The following is a 17775-nucleotide window of genomic DNA, read 5'->3' as shown; positions in this document are numbered from 1 at the left end:
AGTTGCTCATTCCCTTACATAATAGTCTGAACAATACTCCCGGCAGTTTCTATAAGTTTTGCGGGAAGTGCCCCCATCAACATGATCATCAGCACAAGACCTATACCGATCATTTTTACTATTGGTTCTACATTTACATTTGTTTCATCTACCGGGTCGTCGGTATAGGCAACTTTGACAACCGAAAGATAATAGTAGATGGCAATAGCGGTGTTGATTGCAGCCAATATAACAACTATGAGATGTCCTTGTTGCAGGGCTGAGGTGAGCAGGAAAAACTTGCCCATAAACCCAACAAAAGGCGGTATACCAGCCAAGGCAAAAAGACTGACAGCAAGTACAATAGCAAGAAGCGGTTGACGTTTATGAAGCCCTGCTAAGTCTGCGATAGCGAGATTTTCTCCATCACGGGAAACCTGACAAATAACGAGGAAACAAGCAAGATTCATCAGCACATATCCTGCTATATAGTAAACAGCCAAGCCATACCCATCCGCCCCCATGGAAAGTAACCCCAGCATGATAAATCCAGCATGAGAGATACCGGAAAACCCTAGCATTCTTTTTATATCTGTCTGTACCAAGGCGCTCAAGTTGCCATAGAACATAGAGCAAACAGCTATAACAGAAAACAGTTGGACAAGAAAATCAGGTTGACCTGTGGGCAGGGTCATAAAACGAATTAAAAGCGCAACTGCCGCGAGTTTAGGAACAGTGGCAATAAAACCGGTCGTTTCATTGCTCGCCCCTTGGTAAATATCCGGCACCCAAAAATGGAGAGGAAAAACACCAAGTTTATAGAAAAATCCAGCCAACACTAAAAGCACGGCGATGAGCACAGCAGGCTGACTTGCTATGGTTTGCAAAGCAGGTACTATATCTACCAGGTAGGTTGATCCGGTAAGGCCAAAAAGGTAACTCATTCCATAAAGGAGGAACCCTGTAGCCATAACGCCGAAAAGAATATATTTAATGCCTGCCTCCATCTGAACCCTGACACCGGTCCGATCGTCACGAAGAGGTACCAACAGATAAAGAGCAAAAGAAGAAAGTTCAAGCGAAATAAAGATAGCAATGAGTTCGACCGAGCTAACAAGCATCATCAGTCCGAGTACACTCAGCAACAAAAACATGGTGTATTCGGGCCGTACCTCGTCGCTGATTCCTTTAAGGTGCTGACCGAAAATAACAACAATGAAAAAGGCGAAACTGATCAACAACTTGAACATCTGGGAATAGCTGTCGACAGCGTAAGCTCCATAGAACAAGCTAGTCTGCTGGGAAAGGGTCAGGCAAACGGTAATAAAAACAAGCAGACCGATAACCATGCCGCTCAATCGTTGCAGCCTTATATCAGGGGTTTTAAAAAGGCTGACGACAAAATAAAAGAGTGCGCCTGCTGTCAGCACAAGTTCAGGTAAAATAGCCATCATAAAAAAGCCTTACTTGATTGTTCATCTACGTTGTCCAGCATTATTTCAGGACTGGAGGTAAATTTCTGCATTTTATCTTGTTAGATTACAAATTGACCAGCGCAACACTCTGCTGCTGCCACTGCTGCAATTGATCAAGCAAATTAGCAACAGATGGATGGATAAGGTCAATAAACGGTTGCGGCCCTAGACCGATCCAGAAGACAAAAGCAAGAAAAGGTGCCAGTATGATTATCTCTCGTGGGCAAAGATCAGTGAGATACGACTGATCAGGATTATCAGTTCCCCCCCAAACAATTTTCTGCAGCATGCGAAGCATATATGCAGCAGCAAGTACAGCGCCTGGAATTGCAGCTAAAGCAAGTACTATATTGAACTCAAAGGTACCGGCTAAAACCAGAAATTCGCCTATAAAGGAATTCGTTCCAGGAAACGCAAACGAGGAGAGTGAGAAAAAGACGAGAAAGGTAACATACCATGGCATAAACCGCCCTACTCCGCTTGCCAGCTTGAGTTCTCGACTATGGGTTCGCTCATAGATCATGCCGACACAAAGAAACAGAGCACCGGTGGTGACGCCATGGTTGATCATCTGCATAATTGCCCCCTCAACACCCTTGGTATTGAGAACAAAAATACCTAAAGTCACAAATCCCATATGGCCGACAGAAGAGTAGGCAATCAACTTTTTCATATCATGCTGAGCGAGGGCAGTGAATCCACCGTACAGTATCCCGGCAATGGAGAGCCATAGAATATACGGAGCAAAGAGAAAAGTTGCTTCCGGTGTAATCGGCAGGCAAAAACGCAACATGCCGTACGTTCCCATTTTCAAGAGTATCGATGCAAGGATAACAGATCCGGCGGTCGGAGCCTCAACGTGGGCAGCAGGTAACCATGTATGAAAAGGGAACATGGGCACTTTGATGGCAAATGCGAGAAAAAAAGCAAGAAACACCAGCGCCTGAAAAAGGGTGGAATAGTTATTCCACATCATATCTGGAATAAAGAAACTACCTGTTTTCAGATATAAGGCTATGATTGCGACTAATAGCAGTACCGAACCGGCCAAGGTATACAGAAAAAACTTGATCGAAGCATAAACTTTACGAGGCCCGCCCCAAACAGCTATCAAGAGGTACATGGGAATAAGCATAAATTCCCAGAGGATATAAAAAAGGACAAAGTCAAGAGCAACAAAAACCCCAACCATGGCTGTTTCCATAATCAGGAGACAAAACATGAAAGGAATAACCCTGGTGGAAATATAGTTCCATGATGCCAGCACACAAAACGGCATAATAAATGTCGTCAAGATAACCAACAAAATGGAGATCCCATCAACTCCAACAACATAGTTGATACTAAGTTGAGGGATCCATGCATAGAGTTCGGCAAACTGGTATTTGGCTGTTGTACTGTCAAATCCTATGAGCAGTGGAATCGAAAAAACCGCTGTCAGCGTAGTAACGACCAAAGTCCATATCTTAGCAAAGGTTTCCTTGGGGTTAACAAGCAGCACCATGGCGCCGGCCAGCGGGAAAAAAATAAGGAAACTGAGCAGAGGAAAGCCCTCTTTTATAAGTAGTACGTCCATTCCCTCCTTCCCCTTAATATAATTGATATAAAATGAATGTTATCACAACAACGGCAGCGAGACTGGTTGCATAAAACAGGACGTATTGAATCTGTCCACTTTGCAGCACTCTCACCTTTCCGCCAAGAGCGCGAACCGAACGAGCCAACCCATCGACAACACCATCAATAGCGTGCCAATCAAACCATGACCAAAATTTACTCAGTGTCATCAAAGAGCGAAGGCCTACAACCCTATAAGCTTCTCCCCAAGCAGTATCAAACCATTGGATAGGATTCTTGCTCAACCACATGAAGCCACGTCCGAGTTGTCGATACAACCAATCAACATCAAGGCATATTTTATCAACCGGTGTCATCAACCCCTTGAGCAGGAAGAAAACAAGCGCAGCAAAACCAAGGATCTGCAAAGTTTCAGCGAGATGATAAGCAGTAAATGGGTCGTAATCTACAGGATACGGCAGCATGGAGTAAAGAAAGCTGGGAGCAGAACCAACTAGAAAACAGAGTGTAGCACCCAATGCCATGGCAATCATCATATTCCCTGGCGGATCACCGGCGCGTTCCCATGTCTCATCACTGCAATTATTTTTGCCGAAAAAGAGGAAATAAGGCAGTTTCAGGCCATTGTATATAAAGGTGCCTGTGGCACCAAACATCAACAACCAGGAAGTTACGTACAGATGTTCCTCAAAACCTGCAGTAATGATCATTGATTTAGAGACATAGGCTGCAAAATAGGGCGCAGCAGAAATGGACAGGCAACCAATGATGGTGAAAAACAGAGTTACCGGCATTTTTTTGTACAAGCCGCCCAATTCAGTGAATTTGGTTTTACCGGTCATATACAACACAGACCCGGTTCCCATGAAAAGCAAACTTTTGTAGAGGATATGGACTACGGCATGGGCTGTTGCTCCATTTATGGCTAGATCGGTTCCAATCCCAACCCCTGCAACCATATATCCGACCTGGGAAACAATGGACCAAGCCAATAGCCGACGGATATCATTTTCCATTACCGCATATATGACACCGTAAAGGGCCATGGCGACACCAAGAACAATAAGTATCTCCATTCCTGCACATGCTCTGGCAAGAGTATAGACGGCTGTTTTGGTGGTAAAAGCACACATGAAGACTGCACCATTAAACGATGCTTCGCTATATGCATCCGGCAACCAAGAGTGCAACGGAACAACAGCTGCGTTCAGGGCAAACCCGATCATAATAAGCCAGGTGTAGAGTTCGGGGTGGGCAACATCCATAAGATCAAAGGAAATATTACCAACTGCCTGGTATCGAAGCATGATTCCGGCAAGCAGAATAATTCCGCCTATGGTGTGGATAAGCAAATAGCGATACCCTATACGTAGACTTTTCTTGCCTCGGCGGAACCAAACAAGAAAAACCGAAGCAAAGGCCATCATTTCCCAGAAAAAGAAGAGGCTGAGATAATCCCCGCAGTAGATTGTCCCTAGGGAACCTGCCACATAAAACCAAGCGGCGATGTGTTCTCCTGCCTTATCAACGTGAAGACCATAGAGGGTACCGATGACAGCCATCAGAGCCATGATACAGGCAAAGACGGAAGAGAGTTTATCAACCCGACCAAAAACCAGTTCCCAGTCCATAAAGCGATAGACGCCAAAAGTATCTGAGAGACCGGTGTTGAGCATTACTGCACCCAGAGCCAGTAAAGGGACGAGAAATAGATAGGGTCTGCGCAAGGGCCCACGAACAAAGGGCAATACCAGTGCGCCGGCAATCAGAAGTAATGATGGGTGAATGAAGCTGCTTGTCATTTCTCTTCCTCATTGCTGTTGTCACCTGTGCAACAGTCGTAAAAATCAGTCCGTACTTGAAGCCCGGCACGACCAAGCCATCGCGCCACTACAATGATCACCGCTGCAGCGATGGCCCCAAATATCGACCAGAATGCAGGAATATGTTGTTCAACCCATGAGTGAGCATGACTTGTGTCGACAACCAGAGCAAAGCCGACAACAACAACAAGTATGCCATAGCATACCCCTACCAAAATCTTGAGATGTGTTTGCAAGTATTCAATAAATTGTGTCATCCTGTCACCATCTTCACAAATTGCATCATAAAGCCGGGAAAGATACCGATAACTACAGAAACAGTAACCGCGATAAGAATTGGAATCAGCATGCTGAGTGGTGCCTCTTTGATGCCTGTCTCAGGTTCCCCTGCAGGTCTTTTACCAAAGAAAGCCTTATAGGTTACCGGTGCGAAATAACCGACATTGAGCACAGTGGAGGCGATAAGTATAAGAAGTATACCTACTTGATGCGCTTCCATGGAGCCAACAAGGAGATACCACTTGGTAACAAAGCCGGCAACAGGCGGGGCGCCGATCATAGAGAGAGAGGCAACAGCAAACGCACCAAAAGTAAAGGGCATAGTACGACCAAGCCCACTCATTTCTGATATATATTTTTTATGGGAAGCAATGAAAATAGCCCCTGCACAGAAGAAGAGCGTAATCTTGGAAAAAGCATGATTAACAATATGGATTAATCCGCCATCAATGGCATGTGGCGTGAGTAACGCTACCCCGAGGATAATGTAAGACAATTGGCTGACAGTAGAATAAGCAAGCCTGGCTTTCAAATTATCCTTGGACAAGGCAATCACTGATGCGACAATGATAGTAAACCCGACAAAATAGGCGGTGGGTATCCCAAGATTCAGCATATTCATTGTATCGACACCAAATACATACAGCATGGTTCTAGTGGTACAGAATACACCTACTTTAACGACAGCAACCGCATGAAGAAGAGCAGAAACAGGGGTTGGTGCGACCATTGCTCCGGGTAACCAGTGATGAAACGGCATCACGCCGTTTTTGGCAAACCCGAAAATACAGAACACGTAAAGTAACACAACAATCCACCCTTTTGTATCGGCAGGGATAATACCGGTGAATATGTTATGAGGAAAATCAAGATTACCAACCAGTACGTAAATAAGAATCAGCGCAGGCAGCAAAAAGAATTTAGCGGTTGTTGTCAGATAAACAATGTATTTCCTGGCGCCGTCATATGACTCTTTGTCCTGATGGTGAGCAACAAGAGGATAGGTGCAAACAGATACTATTTCATAAAAGAGATAGAGGGTGAAAAGGTTATCTGATAACGCTACGCCGATGGCGCCAAAAATAGCTAGGGCAAAGCAGGCATTAAATCGGGTCTGATATGGTTCATCATGGGCTCGCATGTAGCCCATCGAGTAAAAAACAGCGATCACCCATAACGAGGAAGCCACCAAAGCAAAGATCATGGAAAAACCATCAGCACGAAGCGTGACCGATAATCCCGGTAAAATCTTAAAAATGGGAAAGACTAGGGTTGATCCGGCTTTTAGGGCAGGGATAAAGGATAGGACAACGATAAAAAGCAGTACCGATGCACTACAGGAAATAGCTTCCCGCAGATTCGGATTGTTTTTCAACGTCATCACCACCAGACTCCCGAAAAGCGGGATAATCACTGCAAGCAGCAGACATGAATTTTCAACAATATTGGTAGTGGAAACAGCGTCCATGGTGTTTTATCTCCGATTACCCCTGTAGATCGCCAAGATCTTCAACATCAATTGATTTATAGTTTCGATAGACAGCGATCACGATACTGATAGCTATTGAAGCTTCTGCCGCTGCTATAGCCATTATGAACAGTGTGAAAATCTGACCAATAGTTGGGTCAGGTGCAAGAAACCGGTTAAAGGCCATGAAATTAGTTGAAGCGGCAGCTAGAATAAACTCCGAAGAGATAAGCATGCCGATAATAGTCCTACGCACAATCAAACCATATACTCCGAATCCAAAGAGTAATGCACCGAGGACTAAGTAGGTTTGTAAACAGTTGTAGAGATTCAGCAGTACCATGTGCTAATTCCTCCCTCTTCGTGCAAGTACCAACGCACCTATAATAGCAAGCAGCAATACAATGGAAATCAATTCAAATACCATAGAATGTGTGGTGAGCAGTACCTTGCCAACCGCTTCTATATCTCCGCTTGCATTTTCAGGACGAGGGAAAACCTGCCACTGGGTATTCAGTCCCAGTACTGAAAAACCTGCAAAAAAAAGTGCGCCGACGCTGCATCCTAAAGGACCAGCGAGTTTAGAGATGTGCTTATTACCAGGAAGATCTTGTTGTTCAGGAGTCGACATCATGATCCCAAAGGCAATTAAAATCGATACAGCACCGACATAAATCAAGAGCTGCATCATTGCCAGAAAAGGGCTGAGTAAAAAGTAATAGACCCCGGCAAGTCCGGTGAAGCAAATAGCAAGTCCGGACACGGCCCGCACTAATCGGTGCGAATTCACCGCAACAAGAGCACCGAAAATAACAAGAGCCACAGTTAGCAGAAATATGATACCGACGATCCCCTCTACGGAAAAAAGAGTTGGATTGGGCGTCGGCGAGAAGACAAGTGGTTGCATCAGTTTTGATCCTCCAATCGCTTGACCAAGTCGATGATGAAATCATCTTTATTAAAACTGACAAGGTTGTATTCCTTGGAAAAACGAAGAGCATTGAATTTACAGCTCTCTACACACGACCCGCACAAACTGCATTTGGTAAAATCAAGTACATATTTGGTAACCGTCTTTTTCTTCTCACCCTCCATTTTCTTTCCGGCAACGGAAATACAGTCGGAGGGGCATGCCCTCTGACAAGCCATGCAGGCGATGCAATTGGGTTTACCAGTTTCCTCATTGGCAATGAGCTCAATATGCCCCCTAAAGCGCTCCGTCATCTCCGGAACTTCATAGGGATAATTCTCAGTCACCACAGGACGAAAAAATTGTCGGGCCGTAATCATCAATCCGGTCACCAGGCTTTTACTGCCGACCAGAATATCACTCCAGTATCCACTCATAATTAAAATACCTTGATGAGTGCTGCGGTAACCAGCACATTGACAAGGGAAAACGGAATAAGAATTTTCCAGGAAAGATTTAACAATCGATAGATCTGTGTTCGAGGGTAGGTCCAGCGGACCCAGATAACGGTAAAAATGAGTACGTAGATCTTCAGCAGGAACCACCAGACTCCTGGGGTTAAACCAAAGGGACAGTCCCAGCCTCCTAAAAACAGTGTTGCAGTGAGACAGGCCCCAACAACAATATTCAGGTATTCGCCCATCATGAACAGACCAAACCCCATGGACCCGTATTCCGTCATATAACCTGCGACGAGCTCACTTTCCGCTTCAGCCATATCAAAAGGAGCACGGTTTGTTTCTGCCAGGGAACAAATAAAAAAGATGATAAAACCTATCCACATATAGAGGAAGTGGCCATTCTCAAATCTAAATATATTCCAGTGCCAAAATCCGCCTTGTTGATCTATTGCAATATCTCGCAGGTTCATGGACCCGGAAATCATAACGATGGATATCACTGTCAGCAGCATTGGAATCTCATACGCAAGATTCTGAGAGACCGCACGAGCCGATGATATGATTGCATATTTATTTCCCGAAGCCCACCCACCAAGCAGAACGGCCATCATTCCGAGCGAGGCCAAAGCAAATATAAGGAGCACGGACAGCTCCATAGCCCGAGCCTGAATATTGCCTGAAAAGGGTATAACAACCATAGAGGTGATGGCAGGGATCATGGCAATAACAGGAGCCACCCGGAAAATAATACCGTCCACCCCCTGAGGTACCATGAGCTGTTTTGTCATCAGCTTGATACCGTCTGCCAACGGCTGCAATAAACCTGCAAAGCCTACTTCCTTGGGGCCGGGACGACGCTGAATACGACCAGCTCCTTTTCGCTCACACCAGCCGAGGTAGGCCGCATTAAGGCCGGCAAAGGCCATTATGCCAACCAAATACAAAATTGGACGCCAGATACTTGTTTCCATAGGTAATTGTAATTGTGCTTACTTAACGATCAATCTCAGGAATGACCAAGTCAAGACTCCCCATAAAAGCCAGGGCATCTGCGAGAAGCATACCTTCTGCAACCTCACCAAACAAACTCAAATTAGAGAATGTCGGGGAACGAAGCTTGAGTCGATATGGGTTCTTGCCACCATCACAGATCAGACGATGGCCAAGAGAACCGCGGGCCGTTTCCACCGCAGAATAGTAGTATCCTTCTTCTGGTTTCAACAGCTTCGGCACCTTTGCCTGAACAGGGCCGTCAGGTAGTTTGTCAAGCGCCTGCTCGATAATACGAAGTGACTGTTCGATTTCATCCATTCGTACCATATATCTAGCCATTGAATCACATTCGTTATACACAGGTATGTCGAAATCTAATTCAGGATAAATAGAGAAGGGTTCATTCTTGCGCACATCGTAATCAATTCCCGACCCACGAGCCACTGGACCGGTTGCCCCATATTTTCGACACTGCTCTGCAGTAATAAATCCAATATCCTTAATCCGTTTGATAAGGATAATATTATGGGTCACCAAATCATGATACAGGCTGGGCATACGCGAACGCAGCCTTTTTATAAAATCGCGGGTGCCGGTGATAAACTCATCATCAATATCATTATAAACACCGCCAAATCGCATGTAACAGTATGTGAGCCTGGAACCGGTAATCCGTTCAAGCAGATCAAGGATTTGTTCCCTATCGTCAAAGGCATACAATAGTGGAGTAAAGCCGCCCAAATCGAGCAAAAAAGCAGCCCACCACAACAAGTGACTGGCAATCCGGTTGAGCTCTACCGTTATCACTCGTATATATTCTGCTCGTTCAGGAACCTCTATACCTGCTGCCTTTTCAACAACAAGCGCGTAACCATGGTTAAACGCCAGCGCATGCAAATAATCCATGCGGGCGGTATTCGGCATGAACTGAGCGAAATTACCTGCTTCTGCAAGTTTTTCGTGCATCCGGTGGACATATCCGAGCACCGGCTCAGCCTTGACAATATACTCTCCATCCATGGTAAGCTTAACGCGAAGAACACCATGGGTGGCAGGATGCTGGGGGCCAAGATTAAGAACAAAGGTCTCATCATGCCGCAATTCGACAGGGAGTGTCATGGCATATAATCCTTGAGTAAGGGGTGAAAATCAGCATCTTCAGGAAGAAGGATACGAGTGAGGTCAGGATGACCGGAGAAGTTTACTCCGTAAAAATCAAATGTTTCTCTTTCATGCCAGTTAGCCCCGGGGATAACCGAAGAGATGGTCGGCAGTTCAGGATCTGTGCGGGATATAAATGTTCGCACCGTCACCCGACACAGCTCATGATCATAACGTGTATAATCATAAACAACTTCCAGTTGCTCCTGCTTTAACCAGTCCACCCCGGAAATGGTTTCTAAGAAAAAGCCTTCTTTATCCAGGACACCGGCAATATCAACAACCTGTTCATTTTCACATAGCACATCAAGGTGACTTCCATGTTTTTCGTAGGGAGTTGGTTGCACTCCAGGTTGTCTTTGCCCGGTTTGTACAGCTTCTTCAGCCTCATCCCCTTCAACCGGCGTTACCGTTTCCGGCTCGTTCTCCCCTTCCGGAAAAAGTGCAGCCAAGGCAACTTGTGTTTTCTCTATTCTATTCATCGGCTTATACCAAATGCGTAATCAGACTCTTGGCCAGCGGCGATTGCCGGTGATCTTTTCTTCCAGGGCCATTATTCCTTCGAGCAAAGCCTCGGGTCGAGGTGGGCAACCAGGAATATACACATCGACAGGAAACAACTTATCAGCGCCTTCAACCACATTATAGTTTTCCTTCACCTTAAAAGGACCGCCTGAGATAGCACAGTTCCCCATCGCGATGACCCACTTGGGTTCAGACATCTGATCATAAAGTGTCTTAACAGCAGGTTCCAACTTTTTATTGATTGTGCCTGCTACGATCATGACGTCACTCTGCCTTGGTGATGGACGAAAGACCTCAGCACCAAAACGGGATATATCATAACGGGACCCGCCGGTGCACATCATTTCAATGGCACAGCATGCCAGGCCAAAGGTCATCGGCCAAAGAGAGTTAGCGCGCCCAAGGTTGAGCAACTTATCAAGCTGGGCGAATTGAACTATTGATGACGGTACGTTTTCAAGTTCCACTCGAACACTCCTTTAATCCACGCATAAACAATAGCCAATGACAAAATACCTACAAAGATCAGCACTTCCACAAAATCTCTGATAACAAATTCCGGACTGTTATAGGCTGCAGCCACCGGAAACAGAAAAAGGACATCAACGTCAAAGGCCAGAAAAATTAAGGCATATAGGTAATAGACAATACCAAACCGTATCCAGGCACTTCCAATAGGTTCCATACCGCATTCAATCAGCTGCGTGGCTTTGCCAGCAGTCTGTCGAGTATGGGAAGAAGGACTTAAGAGTTTAACGATAACAATAGGACCGATACCGAAACATAGCGCACCTATTAAAAATATGGTAACGTAGACGATATTAGTCAGGGTGACCTGATCCATACACCACTCCATACACTTCTTTTTTCATCAAATAAACTGATACTTCCAATCAGCACATTTTATCAGTATATCGAGATTCAACTTCCCTGTCAAGCCCAAACCTATGACTTAATTGGCCTAAGTGCCTCATTGTAGGGGTTCAATAATTACTCTTATTTAAGTGATAAAATCATTGACCAATTCTGCCGAAGTGGTAGTGTACGCAGCGATTTCAATTCCAATAATACTTAGGTTCAATCATCTTGATACAAGTGCTAAGACATGGCTATCACGTTTAGACAATTAGAAATATTTATTGCCGTTGCCGAAACCCAGCAAGTAACGCGGGCAAGTAAAAAACTTTTTCTTACCCAGTCGGCAGTGAGCATGGCCCTTGGCGAGCTTGAAAACCAGCTCGGTGGCCCGCTGTTTGATCGCCACGGAAGGAGCCTTTTGCTCAATGACCGAGGTAGATACCTGCTCCCGTTATCCAAACAGATACTCAACCAGGTTGCTAATGTTGAAACCATGCTCACAGAGCAAAGCGATTCAGTAGCGGGTGTACTGGAAATTGTAGCCAGCTCAACCATTGGCAATTACGTCCTGCCCCACCTGATCGGTGCATTTATGCAACTGCACCCGGATGCGCACATCAACATGCTGGTCGTCAATACCATGGCAGCTGAAAATCTTGTCGCAAAAGGAGAAGCAGATCTCGGGTTTGTAGAAGGAGAAATCAATGTCGAATCTTTAATAGCCACCGACTGGTTTGAAGACGAACTTGGAATTATCGTCAACCCCTCGCACAAACTTGCCTCACACAAGGCATTTAAAATCCCGGAGGATCTCAAAGAAACAAGCTGGGTCATGCGTGAAGAAGGGTCCGGCACAGCGGAAATTTTCACCAAAAAGCTGGGTAAGCATTCCTCACTTCTTAAAATTGTCACAAAAACCGGGCACACCGAAGCTATCAAAAAAGCTGTTGAGTCCGGAACCGGCGCAGCATGTCTTTCTGCTCTCACCGTCCGCAGAGAGCTAGAACACGGATGGTTGAAAATGCTGGTGATTGAGGGAATAGATATGCGTCGGCAACTGAGAATTATTCAACACAAAGACAAGATTATCACCAGGTTAATGGCTGAATTTTTAGATTTTTGCGAACTGGCAGCCAAAGCTATCAATGGCAAGGAATGCCTTTCTCTTCCTGAAAACCTGAAAAAATTTCTCAAAAGATACGAGTTGGAAAAAAACACTGTTCAGCAGTAACAGTACATTTCGATTGGCAAATCCCTAGCCAACCCTCTTACAAACAGTAATACAACGAGGAAAAAGCGGCTGTCATGCACAGCATTCCGTTCACTCCTTTCAAATTAAATACAATGGACTGCAAGTGAGAACCTCACTTGCAGTCCATTGTTCTACTACGTCTCTCATTTATTACCGCAGCGCTGCCAGCGCCTTTTCTATCCGACGCATCCCCTCCTCCAGCACTTCCATGGAAGTGGCAAAAGAAAAGCGAACAAAGTCATCAGCGCCAAAAGCGACACCTGGAACACTGGCGACCAATGCCTCGTCCAGAAAATAATCTGCAAGGGTGACCGAATCAGTAATGGTATGGTTGTAATATGCCTTTCCATAGTAGCTTGAAAAATTAGGAAAAACATAAAAAGCGCCTCCAGGCATAATACAACTCACCCCATCTATTGTATTGAGCGCATTCACAAAATAATCGCGCCGTGGTAAAAATGCCTTTTTCATGAGTTTTGGGAAATCCTGAGGCCCCTCAAGAGCGGCAAGAGCGGCATACTGGGAGGGTGCGGAAGGATTAGAGGTTGACTGGCTTTGAATTTTATTCATCGCCTTGATCAGGTGTAGCGGTCCTGCTGAATATCCGATCCGCCAACCTGTCATAGAAAAAGACTTGGATACCCCATTAAGTATCAAGGTCTGGTCTTTGAGCGCAGGCTCTGCATCAAGAATATGAGGCGGCAGATCCGCGTTATAGGTCAGCGTCTCATACATATCATCGGACACGACCAGCCACTTGTGTTGCAGGGCAAGGGCAGCAACTTCCTTAAGTCCCTTAAGCGAGAAAATAGCCCCTGTAGGGTTTGAAGGACTATTTAAAATAATACCGCGAGTTTTTTCAGTCACGTAGGAGGCGATCGTTTCCCCATCAAGATCAAAATTATTTTGCTCATCAAGAGGAACCAGCACAGGAACCCCACCAGCCAACTGCACCATGGGGGGATAGGACACCCAATAGGGAGCAGGTATTAAAACCTCATCGCCGGGATTAAGGATCGCCTGAAAAACATTATAAAGACCATGTTTTCCACCACAGGAAACCTGAATTTGGTCATCTGTAAATGCCCAACCATGATCCTCTTTAAACCTGTTGCATATTGCTTCACGCAATTCGGGAATACCCGGTACAGGGGTATAACGGGTATGACCGTCATCTATGGCCTGCTTTCCTGCATCACAAACATGTGCTGGAGTTGAAAAATCAGGTTCACCAACACTGAAATTAAGTATATCTGCACCTGTTGCCCGCAAGGCTTTAGCCTTGGCATTGACGGCAAGGGTTGGGGAAGGTGCAACTCGGAGCACTCTATCTGCAAGTGCAATGATTTCTGAACTCATACGGACTCTCCTTCTAGGCAGCTTTGATATTATTTTAATACTGCCGCAATAATAATTCTCTGTACAAGGGAGCAAAGCAATTTCAATAGCAAACTACTCCCGGTAATCAGATGTTAGGGTTCTTTGTACACAGGACAGGGACGCCGCCAATCATATTCACGGTAAGCCGGATCATCATATTTTTCATGACATTCAAGACACAAGCCGACCCGCAATATCCGCTGTAACTCTTCTCCATTAAAAGGCCGAAGATCTTTTCTCGATCCTTTTTGCAAAGGTGTCCCGTCTATGGCTACAAAATTATCCAAGCCGACAGTGCGGCCATCAAGGGTATCAACCCCTCGATCTACAGGATAAAATGCCCACTGCCCTTTATCTTTCACCACAGTCCCCTCACCAAGCCCAACCGTCTTGGGAGATGCATGGCATTCTTTACAACTTCTTCCTTTAGCCTGCGTAGTGTGTGGATTAATGGCGGCCATGGTAAAACTGTTAAAGTGGTCAGTCACGTCACCCTTTTCATCTACCAAGGTAACGATATCCTGACAGCCGGGAGTCACAATCACTACCTCATCTTTCCATACCCCAAGCATGGGCTTTTCGTAGCGGATATAAGATCTTCCTTCTTCCCACCATCCCGGCGTTTCTTTAAGGGTCAGTTTATCCAGATGGGTCTCCCTTTTATCCTGCTTGGCATGGCAACCATAGCACTGTGGCACCCAGGTTGAATGGCAGGCTTCACAGCTCACTCGCTCATGCCCAGGGTATCGACATGCTTCTTTACTCGGGGGATTTAAGATTCTTTTTTTGCCGTCATTTTTTCCGGTCAACAAAAATTTACCAGTTTCCTCCGATACATTTGTCAACGGATTACCTTTTCTGGTTACACCAGGGGATGGGTCATGGCAGGTTTTGCATTGTATTTCCAGTTGCTCTTCGTAATGTGCATAGCGATTTCCATCACCCATAATTTCTTCTCTGGTGTGACAATCAATACACGACATGCCTTTGGCATGATGAACATCCTCAGCAATCTCCAGGTAAAAACGATCGCCTGGTAGTTTCTTGGACGAGAGCCCACCTTTTTCGTAGGGGGTTCCATAGCCTTCAGCCTCAAATAGCCCGATGTACGAGAGCCCTATTCGGCCGGACCTGTTATGGCAACGAATACAGTTATCATCCGCAACCTTTTTTACGATAAAAGGGTGCGGCTTTTTTTTCTTTGCTTGGTCGTTGCCTAACGAGTTTTGTTCATCAAATGAAATTACAGAAGAGATCTCCGTACCCTCCGGTGCCTGATAATGGCATGCTGAACAGCCCCCTCCTTTTTCATTAAAGAAGTCTGGAGCACCGGGTAAATCGTTTTTCTGTTTCCAGAGATGACAGGTGGCACAAAGCTTTCGATAGTAATCTAAAGCAAGGGAAGTTTCACCGTCGGCAAGTAGCTGCTCAACGGAAATATCAGCATCCTGGGTTTCCCTTTCCCCCCAATAATACAGAAGAGTAGCTAAGATCCCACGATTGGTGGCCATCAACGAATTTTTTACCTTGGAGACGTCGGCGGGATGGCACCCTTCAACGCCGCATGTCTGCGCAACGACACGCAAATCACCAGGATTCAAAACCATGCCCTTGTGCGCTTTGTCCTTATCGACTTCCAGGGGATCGCCAAGGTGACAAGGCGAACAACCGACGATAAGACTGTCATGGGCTGAATCCAACTTTTCTTCTTTATGGCAGGACAGGCACATTTCTACATAGCCTGCCGTTGTCACGGCTAGCTGATCGGGACGCTTTATTGTCTGCTCTCTAACAACAAGATAGCCCACCAGCAATAACACAACAGGAAGAAATATCAGAGTTGATATCAAGTTGCGCGAAGGAAAATTCATGGTCTCTCTACTTGACGGATGCTTACCTACAATGCCATTGCGATCGGCATATTTTCAGGATACTACTCCTTGCGTAGCAGTTATTCCTGAAATCCCTGAACAACCGGATATCGACGTCCCGCTCCAAATGCCTTGGTGGTGACTTTAATGCCAAGCGGAGCCTGCTTCCGTTTATATTCATTAAGTTTTATCCTGCGCACCACATCTTTCACGGTATCCAGATCTGCTCCATGGTTAGCCACAATCTCTTCTATACTTTGATGCTCTTCAAGATAGGCCACCAGTATAGGGTCGAGTACTTCATAAGGGGGGAGGTCGTCCTGATCGCACTGATCGGGTTTTAACTCGGCAGTAGGTGGCCTGGTAATAATATAATCAGGAATAACTTCACCCTTACGGTTATAAAAATGTGCCAACTCATACACCATAACTTTGGGCACATCTGCAAGCACCGCTAATCCGCCACTCATATCCCCATACAGCGTGCAGTACCCGATAGCCATCTCAGACTTATTGCCTGTTGACAGCAGTAAACCGCCCATTTTATTAGAAATTGCCATGAGCAGGTTTCCACGAATTCTAGCTTGAATATTCTGTTCCGTGACATCTTCATCCATCCCGCTAAACAACGGTTTTAGAATAGCACGGTACTGCTCCATCAAACCTTCAATGGCGAGCAGTTGAAAGTCACAGCCAAGATTAGCCGCCAGCGACCTGGCATCGTCCACTGAGGCCTTGGATGTATAAGGAGAGGGCATGGCCACACATAATACATTTTCAGGACCAAGTGCACGACATGCAACGGCAGCTGTAATCGCAGAATCTATCCCACCTGACAGACCAAGAACCGCTTTTCTGAAACCGGTTTTATGGAGATAATCACGAACACCAAGCACCAATGCCTGCTCAACCGTTTCAATGCTCTCAACAGGAGCAGGGGCGGAAAATGGGAGATCAAAGCTATCGCTGTCTACAACGATCATATCTTCGACAAACCCCTTTCCGAAAGCAGCAACCTCACCGAGATTATTAATAAACAGGGAATGACCGTCAAAAACCAGCCCATCCTGCCCCCCCACCTGATTAACATACAGCAGGGGATAATTATTTTCTTTGCAAATACTACCGAAAACGGTCAGCCTCTCTGCAAGTTTACCGTGATAGTATGGAGAGGCGGATATATTAATCAAACAATCAGGCACAACGTTGCCAACGACAAAGGCATTGAGCGGATTAACAGAATATGCGGTGTGATCCCACCATATATCTTCACATATGGACAATCCGAAATGGAGACCGTGGCAAGAAAAAATCGTAGATTCGGTTCCGGCCTCGAAATAACGGGTTTCATCAAAAACATCATAGGTGGGCAACAATTGTTTCCGTGCCCGCTCTACTATCTGTCCATCTTCAATGACAAAAGCTGAATTATACAGTTTTTTTCCCGGCCCCTGCCGCTGTTCCAGCACGCCGACAATACAGGTTATCCCTTCCACTCTCTCCACAAGCCGGGCCAAAGCTTTATCATGACCGGTAAGAAATGATGGACGTTCCAATAAATCCTGGGGTGGGTATCCGCACAGAGTTAATTCAGGAAAGATAACGAGGTTGCAACCGGCCGCCCTGGCCTTATCAATCCAGGAAAAAACTTTTTCCAGGTTCCGGTCAAATGCACCTATAACGGGATTAGTCTGAACAAGAGCAATTTTCACAGCAGTAGGTAGGTTATGGAAAATGGAAATTAATGAGACGAAAACTCACT

General features: G+C 45.7%; 17 protein-coding genes. 1 reads left to right on the top strand and 16 read right to left on the bottom strand.

From position 1 onward, the window contains the following. Positions 1-14: 14 nt before the first annotated feature. The 13 genes from ACHZCY_RS19250 to ACHZCY_RS19190 all read right to left on the bottom strand — a co-directional run bounded on the left by ACHZCY_RS19250 (position 15) and on the right by ACHZCY_RS19190 (position 11496). The gene (locus ACHZCY_RS19250) at positions 15-1433 is read right to left on the bottom strand and encodes an NADH-quinone oxidoreductase subunit N (RefSeq protein WP_232370844.1); all 1419 of its coding nucleotides are present in this window, start codon (positions 1431-1433) and stop codon (positions 15-17) included. A gap of 85 nt (positions 1434-1518) precedes the next feature. Beyond that, positions 1519-3030: a complex I subunit 4 family protein gene (locus tag ACHZCY_RS19245; RefSeq protein ID WP_205221037.1), complete on the bottom strand. Its 1512-nt coding sequence runs from the start codon at positions 3028-3030 to the stop codon at positions 1519-1521. Positions 3031-3043: 13 nt separating this feature from the next. Further along, the gene (locus ACHZCY_RS19240) at positions 3044-4834 is read right to left on the bottom strand and encodes a Na(+)/H(+) antiporter subunit D (RefSeq protein ID WP_319550030.1); all 1791 of its coding nucleotides are present in this window, start codon (positions 4832-4834) and stop codon (positions 3044-3046) included. Beyond that, positions 4831-5112, bottom strand: a complete 282-nt coding sequence (locus ACHZCY_RS19235) for a hypothetical protein (RefSeq protein ID WP_205221035.1) — start codon at positions 5110-5112, stop codon at positions 4831-4833. The genes ACHZCY_RS19240 and ACHZCY_RS19235 overlap by 4 nt, the downstream gene beginning before the upstream one ends. Continuing rightward, complete coding sequence (locus tag ACHZCY_RS19230; protein ID WP_205221034.1) at positions 5109-6602, bottom strand: monovalent cation/H+ antiporter subunit D family protein; 1494 nt, start codon at positions 6600-6602, stop codon at positions 5109-5111. Before ACHZCY_RS19230 ends, ACHZCY_RS19235 begins: the two co-directional genes overlap by 4 nt. A gap of 16 nt (positions 6603-6618) precedes the next feature. Next, a complete protein-coding gene (nuoK, locus tag ACHZCY_RS19225) occupies positions 6619-6945 on the bottom strand; it encodes an NADH-quinone oxidoreductase subunit NuoK (RefSeq protein WP_205221033.1) in 327 nt (108 codons plus the stop codon). A 3-nt stretch (positions 6946-6948) separates the two neighbouring features. After that, positions 6949-7509 (bottom strand): NADH-quinone oxidoreductase subunit J family protein, encoded by a 561-nt coding sequence (locus ACHZCY_RS19220; protein ID WP_205221032.1) that lies wholly within the window; start codon positions 7507-7509, stop codon positions 6949-6951. Then, on the bottom strand, positions 7509-7949 hold the full coding sequence (locus ACHZCY_RS19215) for a 4Fe-4S binding protein (protein WP_205221031.1): 441 nt from the start codon (positions 7947-7949) through the stop codon (positions 7509-7511). Before ACHZCY_RS19215 ends, ACHZCY_RS19220 begins: the two co-directional genes overlap by 1 nt. Positions 7950-7951: 2 nt before the next feature. Further along, entirely contained in the window at positions 7952-8944 is a 993-nt protein-coding gene (nuoH, locus tag ACHZCY_RS19210) for an NADH-quinone oxidoreductase subunit NuoH (RefSeq protein WP_205221030.1), read from the bottom strand. 22 nt (positions 8945-8966) lie between these two features. Beyond that, positions 8967-10085 (bottom strand): NADH-quinone oxidoreductase subunit D, encoded by a 1119-nt coding sequence (locus ACHZCY_RS19205; protein ID WP_319550029.1) that lies wholly within the window; start codon positions 10083-10085, stop codon positions 8967-8969. Next, positions 10082-10609: an NADH-quinone oxidoreductase subunit C gene (locus ACHZCY_RS19200; protein ID WP_205221028.1), complete on the bottom strand. Its 528-nt coding sequence runs from the start codon at positions 10607-10609 to the stop codon at positions 10082-10084. Before ACHZCY_RS19200 ends, ACHZCY_RS19205 begins: the two co-directional genes overlap by 4 nt. A gap of 21 nt (positions 10610-10630) precedes the next feature. Continuing rightward, on the bottom strand, positions 10631-11119 hold the full coding sequence (locus tag ACHZCY_RS19195; RefSeq protein ID WP_205221027.1) for an NADH-quinone oxidoreductase subunit B: 489 nt from the start codon (positions 11117-11119) through the stop codon (positions 10631-10633). Beyond that, on the bottom strand, positions 11089-11496 hold the full coding sequence (locus tag ACHZCY_RS19190) for an NADH-quinone oxidoreductase subunit A (RefSeq protein ID WP_205221026.1): 408 nt from the start codon (positions 11494-11496) through the stop codon (positions 11089-11091). The genes ACHZCY_RS19195 and ACHZCY_RS19190 overlap by 31 nt, the downstream gene beginning before the upstream one ends. 261 nt (positions 11497-11757) lie before the next feature. On the opposite strand from ACHZCY_RS19190, the gene ACHZCY_RS19185 reads away from it, so the two are divergent. Then, entirely contained in the window at positions 11758-12741 is a 984-nt protein-coding gene (locus tag ACHZCY_RS19185; protein ID WP_205221025.1) for a LysR family transcriptional regulator, read from the top strand. 171 nt (positions 12742-12912) lie between these two features. On the opposite strand, the gene ACHZCY_RS19180 is transcribed toward ACHZCY_RS19185, so the two are convergent. The 3 genes from ACHZCY_RS19180 to ACHZCY_RS19170 all read right to left on the bottom strand — a co-directional run bounded on the left by ACHZCY_RS19180 (position 12913) and on the right by ACHZCY_RS19170 (position 17725). Next, the gene (locus ACHZCY_RS19180) at positions 12913-14121 is read right to left on the bottom strand and encodes a pyridoxal phosphate-dependent aminotransferase (RefSeq protein WP_205221024.1); all 1209 of its coding nucleotides are present in this window, start codon (positions 14119-14121) and stop codon (positions 12913-12915) included. A gap of 113 nt (positions 14122-14234) precedes the next feature. Beyond that, positions 14235-16013 carry a hypothetical protein gene (locus ACHZCY_RS19175; RefSeq protein ID WP_319550028.1) on the bottom strand — a complete coding sequence of 593 codons (1779 nt, stop codon included), beginning with the start codon at positions 16011-16013 and terminating at the stop codon, positions 14235-14237. An 80-nt stretch (positions 16014-16093) separates the two neighbouring features. Next, entirely contained in the window at positions 16094-17725 is a 1632-nt protein-coding gene (locus tag ACHZCY_RS19170) for an NAD+ synthase (RefSeq protein ID WP_319550027.1), read from the bottom strand. Positions 17726-17775: the final 50 nt, after the last annotated feature.

Source organism: Desulfogranum marinum (assembly GCF_963675105.2).
Classification (GTDB): Bacteria; Desulfobacterota; Desulfobulbia; order Desulfobulbales; family Desulfobulbaceae; genus Desulfogranum; species Desulfogranum marinum.
This window is presented reverse-complemented; position numbering and strand designations above follow the sequence as displayed.